We start from the raw sequence: 14,516 nt of genomic DNA, 5'->3' as shown, positions 1-14,516 counted from the left end.
CGATCACCCGGCGGCGTGCCGTTTTGTCCGGTTCGTCCGTGTCCGACGGACCGTCATCCGATCGTCGACAGACCGTCCCTCGATCGGGTGTACGGAGCCCGAAAGTCCTCCATGACCTGGGAGTCCGCGCCTGCCGGGGCTGATCGGGTAGCGGGGCGGCGCGTTACCGGGACCTGCTCGTCAGGTGCGCATAAGGCTGGAGTAGGGTTTGGCCCGCATAAGCATTCAAACCGTGCCCGTGGACGGGTCGCCGGGGAGGCTCACAGTACTCCCGGGGGCGGCGCGATCGCGGGCGAGACTTCGGGAAGGCGCTACGTGAGTCCCAACGGCTCCGACCGCTCGCCGCGGCGCACGATGCGGCGGAAGCTGCCTCAGGCGCTGGCACTGGGCCTCGTCATCGCGACCGCTACCGGCTGCTCGGCCAACGACCTGCCCAGGCTTGGCCTCCCCAGCCCTGTGACCACGACTGGACATCTCGTCCTTCAGATGTGGCAGGGGTCCTGGATCGCGGCGCTGGTGGTCGGCGTACTGATGTGGGGTCTGATCATCTGGAGCGTGATCTTCCACCGGCGCAGCCGTACCGGTATCCAGATCCCTCCGCAGACCCGGTACAACGTGCCCATCGAGGCGCTCTACACCGCGGTCCCCATCGTCATCGTCTCGGTCCTCTTCTACTTCGTCGCCCGCGACGAGGCGAAGCTGACCCAGATCGACAAGCCGCAGCACGTCGTCAACGTGGTCGGCTTCCAGTGGAGCTGGGCGTTCAACTACGAGAACTCCGAGACCCCGGACCCCAACAGCCAGCTCGCCGCGTACGACGTGGGCACCCCGAACCAGATCCCGACGCTCTGGCTGCCCGTCAACGAGAGCGTGGAGTTCAAGCTCACCTCCCGTGACGTGATCCACGACTTCTGGCCCGTCAACTTCATGATGAAGATGGACGTCGTGCCGGGCGTGGTCAACAAGTTCCAGGTCACCCCCACGGTGATCGGCGAGTACGACGGCAAGTGTGCGGAACTCTGCGGTGTGGACCACTCCCGGATGCTCTTCAAGGTGAAGGTCGTCTCGCACGACGACTACATCAACCACCTGCAGCAGCTGCGGGCCAACGGCCAGGCCGGCGCGGTGCCTTCGGGTATCACGAGCATGGGAAGTGAAACGAAGTGACGATCCTCAACGAGCCCGCCGCGGCCGGCGGGGCGCCTGGGGGCACCGCGAGGGCCGGCGCGGCCCCGCGCACCCGCAAGCCGGGCGCGACCATCATCAAGTGGCTGACCACCACCGACCACAAGACGATCGGCACGCTGTACCTCGGTACCTCGTTCGCGTTCTTCCTGATCGGTGGCATCCTGGCGCTCGTCATGCGCGCCCAGCTGGCCCAGCCCGATGGCAAGATCCTCTCGAACGAACAGTTCAACCAGGCGTTCACGATGCACGGCACGATCATGCTGCTGATGTTCGCGACGCCGTTGTTCGCCGGTTTCACCAACTGGATCATGCCGCTGCAGATCGGTGCGCCCGACGTCGCCTTCCCGCGACTGAACATGTTCGCGTACTGGCTCTACCTGTTCGGCTCGACCATCGCGGTCGGTGGCTTCCTCACTCCGCAGGGCGCGGCCGACTTCGGCTGGTTCGCCTACTCGCCGCTGTCGGACGCGGTCCGGTCGCCCAGCGTCGGCGCCGACATGTGGATCATGGGTCTGGCCTTCTCGGGCTTCGGCACCATCCTCGGTGCGGTCAACTTCATCACCACCGTCATCTGCATGCGCGCCCCGGGCATGACGATGTTCCGGATGTCGATCTTCGTCTGGAACGTCCTGCTCACCTCGGTGCTGGTGCTGCTCGCCTTCCCGGTGCTCGCCGCCGCGCTCTTCGCGCTGGAGGTGGACCGGAAATTCGGGGCCCATATCTTCGACCCGGGTAACGGTGGAGCCCTACTCTGGCAACACCTCTTCTGGTTCTTCGGCCACCCCGAGGTGTACATCATCGCGCTGCCGTTCTTCGGCATCATCTCGGAGATCATCCCGGTCTTCTCCCGCAAGCCGATGTTCGGCTACTCGGGTCTGATCGCGGCCACCATCGGCATCGCCGGCCTCTCCGTGACGGTGTGGGCGCACCACATGTACGTCACCGGACAGGTGCTGCTGCCGTTCTTCTCCTTCATGACCTTCCTGATCGCGGTCCCGACCGGTGTGAAGTTCTTCAACTGGGTCGGCACCATGTGGAAGGGCTCGCTGAGCTTCGAGACCCCGATGCTCTGGACGATCGGCTTCCTGGTCACCTTCCTCTTCGGTGGTCTGACCGGTGTGCTGCTCGCCTCCCCGCCGATCGACTTCCACGTCTCGGACTCGTACTTCGTCGTCGCGCACTTCCACTACGTGGTCTTCGGCACCGTCGTCTTCGCGATGTTCGCCGGCTTCCACTTCTGGTGGCCGAAGATGACCGGCAAGATGCTGGACGAGCGCCTCGGCAAGATCACCTTCTGGACGCTCTTCATCGGCTTCCACACCACCTTCCTGGTGCAGCACTGGCTCGGCGCCGAGGGCATGCCCCGCCGCTACGCCTCGTACCTGCCCTCGGACGGCTTCACCACGCTGAACTCCGTCTCCTCCATCGGCTCCTTCCTGCTCGGCCTGTCGATCCTGCCGTTCCTCTACAACGTCTGGAAGACCGCCAAGTACGGGGAGAAGGTCGAGGTCGACGACCCGTGGGGCTACGGCCGTTCGCTGGAGTGGGCGACCTCCTGCCCGCCGCCGCGGCACAACTTCCTCACCCTGCCCCGGATCCGTTCCGAATCCCCGGCGTTCGACCTGCACCACCCGGACATCGCCGCGCTCGACTACCTGGAGCTGCACGGCCACCTGGCCAAGCACCTCGAGGGCGTCGTGCCGGCCGAGTACGACCGGCCTGAGCTGACCAAGACCAAGGGCAAGAAGGAGGGCGACGCCTGATGAAGGAGCAGGGCAAGATCTTCGCGGGCTTCGCCGTCTTCATCCTGATCATGGCCGTGGTCTACGGCGTCTGGACCACGCACAGTTCGCACGGCACGGAGGCCGCCGGTACCACCGCGCTCTTCCTGGCCTTTGGCCTGTGCGCCTTCATCGCCTTCTACCTGGGCTTCACCGCCCGCCGGGTGGACCTGGGCGCGGGCGACAACCCCGAGGCCGAGGTCTCCGACGACGCCGGTGAGATGGGCTTCTTTGCCCCGCACAGCTGGCAGCCGCTCTCCCTGGCCCTCGGTGGCGCGCTGGCTTTCTGCAGCGTCATCTTCGGCTGGTGGCTGATGTTCTGGGCCGCTCCGGTCATCATGATCGGGCTGTTCGGCTGGGTCTTCGAGTTCTACCGCGGCGAGAACCAGAACCAGTAGGTTCCCCCCGTCCGCACCGGGCAGGCCCCCTCCTCGGAGGGGGCCTGCCCGTTCGTGGTTCACCCGGCCGGGCGCAGCGGCGTGCGTCGGGGGCCGCCAGATGCGGTGATGTTCCTACCATCTGATGCATCATCCGAACCCTCAGGAGGCTCCGGTGGCCGGCAGATGTGCGGTAGGGGGACGGAAGACCGGGACCGGTCGGCGGGCATCCGCCTGGCTGGTCCTGACCCCGCTGGTGCTCGGGCCGCTCGCGGCCTGCTCCGGCGGCGGTCACGGCAGCGGCAACGGCCCACCGCGGGTGGTGGACGCCGCCCGCCTGGTCCGCACCTCGTCGGTGCCGGTCGCCGAACCCGGCAAGCCGTTCACGGTGACCGCCGCCAGCGGGGACAACATCACCGACGTGATGCTGACCGGCCCGGACGGCAAGCAGCTGCCCGGCGCGCTGGATCCCGACGGCCACGGCTGGCACAGCACCGTCCCGCTGCTGCCCGGCACCCGCTACGCCGCCCGGATCGCCGCCGCCGACAACCACGGCGGGCGCGGCGAGTACACCGACGACTTCACCACCAAGGCCGCCGACCAGCTGCTCACCGCCGAGCTGGGCCCCGACCTCGGCCGGGACACCTACGGCGTCGGTGAGCCGCTCACCGTGAAGCTCTCCGCGGAGGTCAAGGACCAGGCCGCCCGGCAGAAGGTGGAGAGCGCACTGACCGTGGTCTCCGAGCCCGCGGTGACCGGCGCCTGGTACTGGGTGGACGACAAGGACCTGCACTTCCGGCCGAAGGACTACTGGCCGGCCAACGCCGCGGTGAAGCTCGTCTACGACCCGCAGGGGCAGCAGATCGAGGGCGGCCTCTACGGCGGGGCGGCCGGCTCGGTCGCCTTCAAGACCGGTGACAAGGTCGAGGCGATCGTGGACGCGGCCAGCGACGAGCTCACCTACAAGCGCAACGGCGAGGTGGTCACCACCTTGCCGGTGACCACCGGCAAGCCCGGCTTCGACACGCGCAACGGCATCAAGGTGGTGCTCGGCCAGGAGCGGGTGGTGCAGATGAGCAGCGAGACCATCGGCATCGCCAAGGGCAGCAAGGACGCCTACGACCTCAAGGTCGAGTGGGCCACCCGGGTCACCTGGAGCGGCGAGTACGTGCACGCCGCGCCCTGGTCGGTGGCCTCGCAGGGCGTGGAGAACGTCAGCCACGGCTGCACCGGGATGAGCACCGACAATGCCGAGTGGTTCTACGAGCACACCCGGGTGGGTGACATCGTGCAGGTGGTGAACAGCCACGGGCACGACATGGAGCCGTTCGGCAACGGCTTCGGGGACTGGAACCTGAGCTGGGACGAGTGGCTGAAGGGCAGTGCCCTGGGCAAGCCGGTGAACACCCAGGCGCCGGCGGTGGCCGTTCCCGCCACGGCCACCCTGCGCCCGCAGGTCTGAACGCCTGCGGGGCCCGAGCTGCTGACGGCCCGTGCGGCCGTCAGCAGCTCAGGGGGATCGATCACCCGGGGTCGGGTCCGTAGACGAGGTCCAGCGCGCCGCTCACGGCCGCCAGGGCCTCGTCTCGTGTGACGCCCAGGCGCCGGGCCCGAGCCGCGTACTCGCCGGCCGCGCCGGCCGCCAAGCGGTGCGCGGTGTCGCCGGTGGCGGCCACCAGGGTGCCCCGTCGGCCGTGCGTCTCCACCACCCCGTCCGCCTCCAGCTCGCGGTAGGCGCGGGCCACCGTGTTCGCGGCCAGGCCGAGCTGCTCGGCCAGCGCCCGCACGGTCGGCAGCCGTAGGCCGGCCGGCAGCTCGCCGGTCCTGGCCTGCTCGGCGATCTGCCCGCGCAGCTGCTCGTACGGGGGTGTGGCGGCGGCGTGGTCGATGCTCACCTGCACGGGGCGGTTCTCCTCGGTCGTTCCACAGGCTGACTGGGCGTCACCTATTGTGCCCGCATATGCCAAGGGCCCCGTCCGGCGGTGCCGGACGGGGCCCTCAGGTGGCTGACGCGATGTCAGGAGCCGGGGATCAGTGGTGGCCGTGGCCGCTGGTGATCTCCTGGTGCTCCTCGGCGGTCGGCTTGGGGATCTGGTTGCCCTCGCCGAACATGCTCTCGGAGAGCTTGGCCCGGGTCTTGGTGACCAGGCCGACCTTGCGGGCGACACCGTTCTCGTCGACCTCGGCGGGCAGCTCCAGCGGCTCGTACTGCTCGTGCGAGGTGAGCGTGTGCAGCGCCCCCTGCGGGAGCTGGGCGTGCACCTCGATCATCTCACCGTGCGGCAGGCGCTTGATGACGCCGGTCTCGCGGCCGTGCAGCACCTTCTCCTTGTCGCGGCGCTGCAGCCCCAGGCACCAGCGCTTGGTGATGAAGAAGACCACCACCGGGACGATGAACGAACCCGCCCGGACGAAGTAGGTGATGTCGTTCAGCGACAGGTGGAAGTGGGTGGCGATCAGGTCGTTGCCACCGCCGGAGAGCAGCACCAGGTAGAGGCTGATCCAGGCGGCGCCGAGCCCGGTGCGCACCGGGGCGTTGCGCGGACGGTCCAGGATGTGGTGCTCGCGCTTGTCGCCGGTGATCCAGTTCTCGATGAACGGGTAGGCCGCGATCGCGACGAGCACCAGCGGGAAGAGCACCAGCGGGATGAAGACACCCAGGTTCAGGGTGTGGCCCCAGGCCCGGATCTCCCAACCCGGCATGACGCGGATCAGACCCTCGGCGAAGCCCATGTACCAGTCGGGCTGGGCGTCGGTGGAGACCTGGTCGGGCCGGTACGGGCCGTACGCCCAGACCGGGTTGACCGAGGCGATCGCGGACATCGCCGCGATGATGCCGAAGACCAGGAAGAAGAAGCCGCCGGCCTTGGCCATGTAGACCGGCATGAGCGGCATGCCGACCACGTTCTTCTCGGTCTTGCCCGGGCCCGCCCACTGGGTGTGCTTGTGGTAGAAGACCAGGATCAGGTGCGCGACCAGCAGGCCGAGCATGATCCCGGGGATCAGCAGCACGTGGATCGTGAAGAACCGCGGCACGATGTCGGTACCCGGGAACTGCCCGCCGAACAGGAAGAACGACAGGTAGGTACCGACCAGCGGGACGGCCAGGATGGCACCCTCCATGAACCGGATACCGGTACCGGAGAGCAGGTCGTCGGGGAGCGAGTACCCGAGGAAGCCGTCGAAGAAGCCCAGGAAGAGCAGCAGGAAGCCGAAGACCCAGTTGATCTCACGGGGCTTGCGGAACGCGCCGGTGAAGAAGACGCGCATCATGTGCACGAACATCGCGGCGACGAAGACGATGGCCGCCCAGTGGTGGATCTGACGGATCAGCAGACCACCGCGGACCTCGAAGCTGATGTTCAGCGTCGAGGCGTAGGCCTCCGAGACCCGGACGCCGTTCAGCGGCGCGTACGAGCCGTTGTAGATGACCTCGCCCATGCTCGGCTTGAAGAACAGGGTGAGGTAGACACCGGTCAGGATGATGATGATGAAGGTGTAGAGGCAGATCTCGCCGAGCATGAAGGACCAGTGGTCCGGGAAGATCTTGCGCAGGTTGGACTTGGCCAGGGAGTAGATCCCCAGCCGGCCGTCCAGGTAGTCCGCGGCGGCTTCCGCCTTGTTCGCGGGCTTGGCGCGGGTGCTGGCCGGAGCGGCCTGCTTCCCGCCGGTGGACGCGGAACTCATTGGCTGCGCTCCCAGAAGCTCGGGCCGACGGGGTGACTGAAGTCCCCGGTGGCGACCAGGTAGCCCAGGGAGTCAGTGGAGATCTTCAGCTGGGGCAGCGGGTGCCCGGCCGGGCCGAAGATGACGCGAGCGCCGTCCGCCAGGTCGAAGGTCGACTGGTGGCAGGGGCAGAGCGCGTGGTGGGTCTGCTGCTCGTACAGCGAGATCGGGCAACCGACGTGGGTGCAGATCTTCGAGTAGACGAGCACGCCCTGGAAGCCCAGCGCGGCCGAGTTGGGGTCCTTGATGTCCTCCGGCTGGATCCGGACGATCATCAGGGCGTCCTTGGCGATCTGCTGCTGGAAGTCCTCGTCCGACTCCTGCAGCCCGTTGGGGCGCAGGGCCGAGGGACCCGGCCTGGCGAACGTCAGCGAGCCGACCTGGATGTCCTCGGGCTTCATCGCCTCGTTGGTGTTCATGTTGATCAGCTGGATCGGCATGCTCGGCGTGGCCTCGGACCACGCGGTGCTGTCCAGCGACTTCTCGGGCAGCGGGCCGAGGTCGCGCAGCAGCATCACGCCGGAGAGCGGGACCAGGGCCATCGAGCCGATCAGGGTGTTGCGGATCATCTTGCGGCGGCCGAAAGCGGACTCGGCGGCACCGGTCTTGAACTGCTCGATGACGTCCGCGCGGACCTCGTCGTCAGCCTCGATGGGGTGACGCTCGGCCGGGTGCTCGACGTCCGACATCAGCGTGCGCGCCCAGTGCACGGCGCCGGCGCCGATGCAGAAGAGCGCCACGGCCAGGGTCATACCGAGCGCGAAGTTCATCGCGCTGATGTGGCCCAGCGGGAAGATGTAGACGATCCTCGTCGGGTCGATGGCCACGTAGCTGGCGATGAAGCCGACCGTGGCCAGCATCGACACGATGAAGAGCAGCGACACCTGGCGCTCGGCCCGCTTGGCGGCCCGCTCGTCGATATCGGTCCGGCGCACCTCGTGGGCCGGCAGGCCCGGGTCCGCGAACGGGTTGTCGGCAGCGGCTACATCGCCGTGCCCTTCGGCGTGGTTCGCCGGCAGCTTGTCGTCTGACATGTCGTGGCTCATGACTTCTTGGCCTTGGTGGTGTGAGCGGCGACCCAGATCGCGATGGCGATCAGGACACCGAGACCGAAGATCCAGCCGAACAGGCCCTCGGTCACCGGACCGAGGCTGCCGAGCGAGAGACCACCGGGGTTGGGCGCCTCGTTCGCCTGGTAGCGGACGAAGGCCACGATCTCCTGCTTCTGCTTCTCCGGCATGGTGCTGTCAGGGAAGGAGGGCATGTTCTGCGGGCCGGTCTGCATGGCCTCGTAGATGTGCTTCGGGTCCACGTTCTCCAGCGACGGCGCGAACTTACCCTGCGTCAGGGCACCGCCGGCGCCGGCGAAGTTGTGGCACTGCGAGCAGTTGGTACGGAACAGCTCGCCGCCCTTGGAGATGGCGTCGGTCTCGGTCGACGTGTACTGGTCCTTGGTCGGCGTCACCGGGCCGGGGCCCAACGAGGCGACGAACGCGGCCATCGCGTCGATGTCGTCCTGGCTGTAGATGTTCGGCTTCTTCAGGACCTGCGCACCCGGCTGCTGGGCGGGCATCCGGCCGGTGCCGACCTGGAAGTCGACCGCGGCGGAGCCCACGCCCACCAGGCTCGGGCCGGTGGAGCTGCCCTGACCGTTCAGGCCGTGGCACGAGGAGCAGCCCACGGCGAAGAGCCGCTTGCCCTCATCGATCTGGAGCGACTGCGCGGAGCTGTCGGCCTTGGCCGCCTCGGCGGGCGCGAACATGCCATACAGCCCCCCGGTGGCCGCGAGGGCGAAGAGTAGGACGACCAGCGCCGCCAGCGGGTGGCGCCGTCGTGCGGAGAGCTTTTTCACGGAATAACCCCGGTGTCAGGATCAGGATCTGGTCGGCTGGTGGAGGCCCGGTGCCGTGGGGGCATCGGCCTGGCGTGGGCACGGGCAATGGACCCGGCGCCGGTGAGGGCATACGGGTCCCGGCCGGCGGCCAGCGACCTGATCGGTTACTTGATCAGGTAGATGGTCGCGAAGAGGCCGATCCAGACCACGTCGACGAAGTGCCAGTAGTACGACACGACGATCGCCGCGGTGGCCTGCTCATGCGTGAACCGCTTGGCTGCGTACGTCCGCCCCAGCACCAGCAGGAAGGCGATCAGACCGCCCGTCACGTGGAGCCCGTGGAAGCCGGTGGTCAGGTAGAACACCGAACCGTACGGGTCGGAGGAGAGCGAGATGCCGTCCTTCTTCACCAGGTTGGTGTACTCGTAGATCTGACCGCCGATGAAGATCGCGCCCATCACGAAGGTGAGCGAGAACCACGAGCGGAGCTTCTTGACGTCACCACGCTCGGCGGCGAAGACGCCGAGCTGGCAGGTGAGCGAGGAGAGCACCAGGATCGTGGTGTTCACGGAGGAGAAAGGGACGTTGAGGGCATGTGCCTTCTCGGCCCAGAAGCCTGGCCCCTTCACGGAACGTGCCGTGAAGTACATCGCGAAGAGGGCCGCGAAGAACATCAGCTCGGAACTCAGCCAGACGATGGTTCCGACGCTGGTCATGTTCGGTCGGTTGACCGATCCATGTGCGTGCCCGGTTTCTACTGCTGTTGCTGTCGCCACGACCGACATTATGTCGGTCCCTTATTCCGTCTTCACGCCGGGGGGTCTCCCTCGGAGTGTCCGGTGCGTGCGGTATGCCCGGATGGCTGCGCCACGGGCCGTGCGTACCCGGCGGGCGCTCGTTGACGAGGGCTTTCGTCGCACTGATGGGACTTTTCTGACGGCGCGTCCGGCCTGACCACTCCTTCGCGCGGCGCGTCCTGACGGTGGGCGGAGCGCGGGTGCGGTACCGCTCTGGGCCGTCCGGGTGGACTGTACCGCCGAGGGTGACGGGTCCTCGCCCGCTCGGGTGATGGCCCGGCAGTCGCCGGGGTGATCTTCGGACCGGAGCCGATCCGGAAGAGATCCCGCCAGTCGCCCTCCACGGCCGGTGATCGGGAGTAGCATCCACCGTGCTGGACGTGGTCTGGATCACATGGGAGCAGGTCGATGGCGACGCACACGAGTGACGAGACGCTCACCGTTCTCGTTTACAGCGATGACCGCAACACCCGGGCGCAGGTCACCTCGGCGCTCGGCAGCCGGCCGGCCGCCGACCTGCCGGAGGTCGACTACCTGGAGTGCGCCACCGTGCCGGCGGTGCTCAAGGCGTTGGAGAAGGGCGGGGTGGACCTCTGCGTCCTGGACGGCGAGGCGGTGCCGGCCGGCGGCCTGGGGCTGGCCCGCCAGGTGAAGGACGAGATCTACGGCTGCCCGCCGGTGCTGGTGCTGATCGGCCGGCCGCAGGACAGCTGGCTGGCCGCCTGGAGCCGGGCGGACGCCGCGATCTCCCAGCCGGTGGACCCGGTCGCGCTCGCCGAGGCGGTGGCCAAGCTGCTGCGGGCCCGGCTCGGTGCGCGCAGCCTGACGCGCTGAGCCTGGACGCCGGGCCGCCCTCGGGCGGCGCGGCCGTCTCAGCAGGAGAGAAGGGTCGCCGTGGATGGCCTGGCGGCCCTTCGCCGGTCGCTAGGCTGGCCGCATCCTCTGTAACGAGCACCGGATGCGAGCTGGAGTAGGCCATGGTGGATGTGAACCCTGCGAACGGCGGTCAGGACCCCGCGCAGGTGGTCCGCACCTGGCCCGACCTGCTGAGCACGCTGCTGGACGGCGGTGACCTGTCCCGGGCGGACGCCGCCTGGGCGATGGACCGGATCATGAGCGGCGAGGCCAGCCCGGTGCAGGTGGCCGGCTTCATGGTGGCGCTGCGGGCCAAGGGCGAGACGGTGGCCGAGGTCGCCGGGCTGGTCGAGGCGATGTACGCGCACGCCGAGCCGCTGCACATCCCGGGGCCCGCGGTGGACATCGTCGGCACCGGCGGCGACCGGGCCAAGACCGTCAACATCTCCACCATGTCGGCCATCGTCGCGGCGGCGGCCGGCGCCAAGGTGGTCAAGCACGGCAACCGGGCCGCCTCCTCGGCCAGCGGCTCCTCCGACGTCCTGGAGCGGCTGGGGATCCGGCTGGACCTGAGCGCCCGGCGGGTGGCCGAGGTGGCCGAGGAGGTCGGCCTGACCTTCTGTTTCGCGGCCAAGTTCCACCCCGCGATGCGGCACGCCGCCCCGGCCCGCCGCGACCTCGGAGTGGCCACCGCCTTCAACATCCTCGGGCCGCTGACCAACCCCGCCCACGTCACCGCGCATGCGGTCGGCTGCTTCGACACCCGGCTGGCCGCCCTGATCGCCGGGGTGCTGGCCGAGCGCGGCTCCACCGCGCTGGTCTTCCGCGGTGACGACGGGCTGGACGAGCTGACCGTCTGCACCACCTCGCGGGTCTGGGTGGTGCGCCAGGGCACGGTCGCCGAGACCGTGCTCGACCCGCGCGAACTCGGGATCGAGCTGGTCGGCATCGAGGCGCTGCGCGGTGCCGACGCCGAGTACAACGCCGAGGTGGCGCGGCGGGTGCTGGCCGGGGAGCGCGGGGCGGTGCGCGACGCGGTGGTGTTGAACTCGGCGGCGGCACTGGTCGCGCTGGAGTTGACCGAGGCGCCGCTGGTCGAGCAGCTGGCCGCCGCGATGGTGCGCACCGCCGCCGCGATCGACTCCGGCGAGGCGCAGCACACCCTGAAGCGCTGGGCCGAGGCCACCGGGCGCTGACGGCACGTCACCAACCGAAGGACCCGCGCGCCGTTGAGGTGCGCGGGTCCTTCGGTTCGCCGCACGGTCAAGGGTGCCCCTGGCCACGCTGTCCGCATGGCGGAACGGTGTTTGACCACGCTTCGGGCGCTGATCTACAGTCTTCGCCAGGTCATGAGTGACAGCGCGACAAGCCCCAGCTTGCTGTCCGGCAACCCTCCGTCCGTGGCGGGGTGCCCTGGGTGAAGACCAGGCCAGGCGGCGACAGGTCCGCACGGCAAGCGCGGACCACCGGCATCTTTCGCACTCCCGGGGTCCTGACCCTCGAAGGAGTGCATCCGTATGTCCACTTCCGTTGACCTCTGCGCCCCCCTCGCCGTGCTCGGTGCCGATGTGCAGGTCCCGCTGGTCTCCGGTGCGAGGGTCGGTTACGCCGCGCTCGACTACGCGGCCAGCGCTCCGGCCCTGCAGCGGGTCTGGGACGAGGTGGCCGCGTACGCCCCGTACTACGGCAGCGTGCACCGCGGCGCCGGCTACCTCTCGCAGCTCTCCACCGACCTGTTCGAGCAGAGCCGGCGCACCGTCGCCGACTTCCTCGACCTGCGGGAGGACGACCAGGTGGTCTTCACCCGGGCCACCACCGACTCGCTCAACCTGCTGGCGGGCGCACTGCCGGCGGGCACCCGGGTGTTCGCCTTCGAGACCGAGCACCACGCCTCGCTGCTGCCCTGGGCCCAGGCCGGATTCCCGGTCGGCTACCTGCGGGCGCCGAGCTCGCCCGAGGAGGCGGTGGCCGCACTGGACGAGGCGCTCGCGGTCTGCGTCGCGCGGCACGGGGCCGGGCCGCGGCTGCTCTGCGTCACCGGCGCCTCCAACGTCACCGGCGAGCTGTGGCCGGTGGCCGAACTGACCCGGGTCGCCCACCGGTACGGTGCCCGAGTGGTGCTGGACGCCGCGCAGTTGGCCCCGCACCACCGGGTCTCGGTGCGCGAGCTGGCGGTGGACTGGGTCGCGTTCTCCGGCCACAAGCTCTACGCCCCGTTCGGCGCGGGCGTGCTGGCCGGGCGCGCCGACTGGCTGGACGCGGCCGAGCCCTACCTGGCCGGCGGCGGCGCCTCGCGCACGGTGGCGCGGGAGGCGGACGGCTCGGTGGCGGTCGAGTGGCACCAGGGTCCGGCCCGGCACGAGGCCGGTTCGCCGAACGTGATCGGCGCCTACGCCATCGCCGCGGCCTGCCGGGCGCTGACCGAGGCCGGCTTCGAAGCCCTGGAGGCCCGCGAGCAGTACCTGATCGACCGGCTGACGGCGGGTCTGGCCGAGATCCCCGAGGTCAGGGTGCTCAGCCTGTTCGGTGCCCGGGCGGCCCGGGTCGGGGTGCTCTCGTTCGTGGTCCGGGGCTGGAACAGCTCGCACTTCTCGGCGGCGCTCTCGGCCGAGTACGGCATCGGGGTGCGCGACGGGCTGTTCTGCGCGCACCCGCTGGTGCGCACGCTGCTGGGGTCGGACGCGCCCGCCCCCTCCTCGGCGTGCGGCGCGCCCGACGCCTCGCTGCCGGGGGAGCGCAGCCTGAACGCGATCCGGGTCAGCTTCGGGGCGGGGACACCCGAGGAGCACCTCGACCGCTTCCTGGCGGCGGTGCGCGAGCTGGTCAGCGACGGCGCGCGGTGGAACTACCGCAACGAAGGCGGCCGTTGCGTGGCCGACACTCGACGTTAGAGCTGTCAGCCGTCCAGGCCGAGCGCGAAGGCGGCCTCCAGGTCGTGCTGCGAGTACGTCCGGAAGGCGATCTGGGTCTCGGTGTGGGCGACCCCCGGCACCTTGTTGAGCCGGCCGGGGATCACCTCGGCCAGGTCGTCGTGGCGGCGCACCCGCACCATGGCGACCAGGTCGTACCCGCCGGTCACCGAGTAGACCTCGCTCACCCCGTCGATCGCGGCGATGGCCTCGGCGATCTCCGGGATCTGGTCGACGCTGGTCTTGACGAGCACGATGGCGGTGATCACGGCTGGACTCCTGGGTCGAGGGTGGGGCCAGCGTATCCGGCGCGTCGGGCCGCCACCCACAAGGCCAGGAAGCCGGCACTGAAGCCGATCACATGGGCCAGGTAGGCGACCCCGCTGCCGGCCTGGCGCAGCGACCACCACTGCACGCCGAACCAGAGGCCGAGCACCAGCCAGGCCGGCAGCCGCAGCGGCAGGAAGAGCAGCGCCGGGACCAGCGTGGTCACCCGGGCCCGTGGATAGAGCCGCAGATAGCCGCCGAGCACCCCGGCGATCGCCCCCGAGGCGCCGACCAGCGGGCGCAGCGACTCGGGGCCGTGCCCGCCGACGGCCGCGTAGCCGTACCCGGCCAGCACGCCGACGGCCAGATAGAAGAGGAGGAAGCGCAGCCGGCCCAGCCGCTCCTCGACGCCCGCGCCGAAGACATAGAGGAAGAGCATGTTGCCCAGCAGGTGCAGCCAGCCGCCGTGCACGAAGAGCGAGCTGAGCGCGGAGAGGGCCGGCACCTTGTGCGGGGTGGCGAGCAGCGGGCAGCCGGGCAGCGGTGCGGGGAGGCCGGCCAGCTGAGCGGAGGTCAGCGGACGGTTGCTCAGCAGCTCGGCGGGGATCGCGCCCCACCGCTGCTGGTAGTGCTGGGCGGCGCAGGCGCGCGCCGGCGCGGTCGAGCCGTAGCCGGGGTTGATCCCGCTCGGGCCGGCCAGGAACACCAGGCAGTTGAGCGCGATCAGGAGATAGCTGACGAGCGGGGTCGGCCCGTCGTGGCGCTGGTCTGCCATGGCCGGA

Annotated in this window: 14 protein-coding genes and 1 riboswitch; of the genes, 7 read left to right on the top strand and 7 right to left on the bottom strand. The window is 69.5% G+C overall.

The window, feature by feature from the left end:
• Window positions 1-315: 315 nt before the first annotated feature.
• From coxB to ABH937_RS20430, 4 genes are all read left to right on the top strand, one after another.
• A complete protein-coding gene (coxB, locus tag ABH937_RS20445; protein ID WP_280686943.1) occupies window positions 316-1,167 on the top strand; it encodes a cytochrome c oxidase subunit II in 852 nt (283 codons plus the stop codon).
• Window positions 1,164-2,951 carry a cytochrome c oxidase subunit I gene (gene ctaD / locus ABH937_RS20440; protein WP_280686944.1) on the top strand — a complete coding sequence of 596 codons (1,788 nt, stop codon included), beginning with the start codon at window positions 1,164-1,166 and terminating at the stop codon, window positions 2,949-2,951. Before coxB ends, ctaD begins: the two co-directional genes overlap by 4 nt.
• Window positions 2,951-3,367, top strand: coding sequence for a cytochrome c oxidase subunit 4 (locus ABH937_RS20435; protein WP_280686945.1), 417 nt, complete (start codon window positions 2,951-2,953; stop codon window positions 3,365-3,367). Before ctaD ends, ABH937_RS20435 begins: the two co-directional genes overlap by 1 nt.
• A gap of 154 nt (window positions 3,368-3,521) precedes the next feature.
• A complete protein-coding gene (locus tag ABH937_RS20430) occupies window positions 3,522-4,808 on the top strand; it encodes an Ig-like domain-containing protein (RefSeq protein ID WP_280686946.1) in 1,287 nt (428 codons plus the stop codon).
• Window positions 4,809-4,869: 61 nt separating this feature from the next.
• On the opposite strand, the gene ABH937_RS20425 is transcribed toward ABH937_RS20430, so the two are convergent.
• From ABH937_RS20425 to ABH937_RS20405, 5 genes are all read right to left on the bottom strand, one after another.
• Window positions 4,870-5,247, bottom strand: coding sequence for a GntR family transcriptional regulator (locus ABH937_RS20425; RefSeq protein WP_280686947.1), 378 nt, complete (start codon window positions 5,245-5,247; stop codon window positions 4,870-4,872).
• Between the two features lie 130 nt (window positions 5,248-5,377).
• Window positions 5,378-7,033 (bottom strand): cytochrome bc complex cytochrome b subunit, encoded by a 1,656-nt coding sequence (locus ABH937_RS20420; RefSeq protein ID WP_280686948.1) that lies wholly within the window; start codon window positions 7,031-7,033, stop codon window positions 5,378-5,380.
• A complete protein-coding gene (locus ABH937_RS20415) occupies window positions 7,030-8,118 on the bottom strand; it encodes a Rieske 2Fe-2S domain-containing protein (protein ID WP_370146042.1) in 1,089 nt (362 codons plus the stop codon). Before ABH937_RS20415 ends, ABH937_RS20420 begins: the two co-directional genes overlap by 4 nt.
• Window positions 8,115-8,924 (bottom strand): c-type cytochrome, encoded by an 810-nt coding sequence (locus ABH937_RS20410; protein ID WP_280686950.1) that lies wholly within the window; start codon window positions 8,922-8,924, stop codon window positions 8,115-8,117. Before ABH937_RS20410 ends, ABH937_RS20415 begins: the two co-directional genes overlap by 4 nt.
• A 146-nt stretch (window positions 8,925-9,070) precedes the next feature.
• The gene (locus ABH937_RS20405; RefSeq protein WP_280686951.1) at window positions 9,071-9,691 is read right to left on the bottom strand and encodes a heme-copper oxidase subunit III; all 621 of its coding nucleotides are present in this window, start codon (window positions 9,689-9,691) and stop codon (window positions 9,071-9,073) included.
• A 420-nt stretch (window positions 9,692-10,111) separates the two neighbouring features.
• On the opposite strand from ABH937_RS20405, the gene ABH937_RS20400 reads away from it, so the two are divergent.
• The 3 genes from ABH937_RS20400 (at window position 10,112) to ABH937_RS20390 (ending at window position 13,449) form a co-directional block, all read left to right on the top strand.
• A complete protein-coding gene (locus ABH937_RS20400; protein WP_280686952.1) occupies window positions 10,112-10,537 on the top strand; it encodes a hypothetical protein in 426 nt (141 codons plus the stop codon).
• 143 nt (window positions 10,538-10,680) lie between these two features.
• Window positions 10,681-11,754 carry an anthranilate phosphoribosyltransferase gene (trpD, locus tag ABH937_RS20395; RefSeq protein WP_280686953.1) on the top strand — a complete coding sequence of 358 codons (1,074 nt, stop codon included), beginning with the start codon at window positions 10,681-10,683 and terminating at the stop codon, window positions 11,752-11,754.
• A 149-nt stretch (window positions 11,755-11,903) separates the two neighbouring features.
• Window positions 11,904-12,023, top strand: a riboswitch (SAM riboswitch).
• A gap of 52 nt (window positions 12,024-12,075) precedes the next feature.
• The gene (locus tag ABH937_RS20390) at window positions 12,076-13,449 is read left to right on the top strand and encodes an aminotransferase class V-fold PLP-dependent enzyme (protein WP_280686954.1); all 1,374 of its coding nucleotides are present in this window, start codon (window positions 12,076-12,078) and stop codon (window positions 13,447-13,449) included.
• A gap of 5 nt (window positions 13,450-13,454) precedes the next feature.
• Here the strand turns inward: ABH937_RS20390 and ABH937_RS20385 are convergent, their stop codons facing one another.
• Both ABH937_RS20385 and ABH937_RS20380 read right to left on the bottom strand, forming a co-directional pair.
• On the bottom strand, window positions 13,455-13,736 hold the full coding sequence (locus ABH937_RS20385) for an Lrp/AsnC ligand binding domain-containing protein (protein WP_280686955.1): 282 nt from the start codon (window positions 13,734-13,736) through the stop codon (window positions 13,455-13,457).
• Complete coding sequence (locus ABH937_RS20380; RefSeq protein WP_370219016.1) at window positions 13,733-14,509, bottom strand: rhomboid family intramembrane serine protease; 777 nt, start codon at window positions 14,507-14,509, stop codon at window positions 13,733-13,735. The genes ABH937_RS20385 and ABH937_RS20380 overlap by 4 nt, the downstream gene beginning before the upstream one ends.
• Window positions 14,510-14,516 lie beyond the last annotated feature (7 nt).

Origin of the sequence: Kitasatospora sp. GAS1066B (assembly GCF_041262605.1) — a bacterium.
GTDB lineage: Bacteria > Actinomycetota > Actinomycetes > Streptomycetales > Streptomycetaceae > Kitasatospora.
This window is presented reverse-complemented; position numbering and strand designations above follow the sequence as displayed.

Bases quoted from the DNA above. Each gene is read 5' to 3' on its own strand.
- ABH937_RS20405 (WP_280686951.1), bottom strand. From the start codon at position 9,691: ATGTCGGTCGTGGCGACAGCAACAGCAGTAGAAACCGGGCACGCACAT.
- ABH937_RS20435 (WP_280686945.1), top strand. From the start codon at position 2,951: ATGAAGGAGCAGGGCAAGATCTTCGCGGGCTTCGCCGTCTTCATCCTG.
- ABH937_RS20415 (WP_370146042.1), bottom strand. From the start codon at position 8,118: ATGAGCCACGACATGTCAGACGACAAGCTGCCGGCGAACCACGCCGAA.
- ABH937_RS20390 (WP_280686954.1), top strand. From the start codon at position 12,076: ATGTCCACTTCCGTTGACCTCTGCGCCCCCCTCGCCGTGCTCGGTGCC.
- trpD (WP_280686953.1), top strand. From the start codon at position 10,681: ATGGTGGATGTGAACCCTGCGAACGGCGGTCAGGACCCCGCGCAGGTG.
- ABH937_RS20380 (WP_370219016.1), bottom strand. From the start codon at position 14,509: ATGGCAGACCAGCGCCACGACGGGCCGACCCCGCTCGTCAGCTATCTC.
- ABH937_RS20400 (WP_280686952.1), top strand. From the start codon at position 10,112: ATGGCGACGCACACGAGTGACGAGACGCTCACCGTTCTCGTTTACAGC.
- ABH937_RS20420 (WP_280686948.1), bottom strand. From the start codon at position 7,033: ATGAGTTCCGCGTCCACCGGCGGGAAGCAGGCCGCTCCGGCCAGCACC.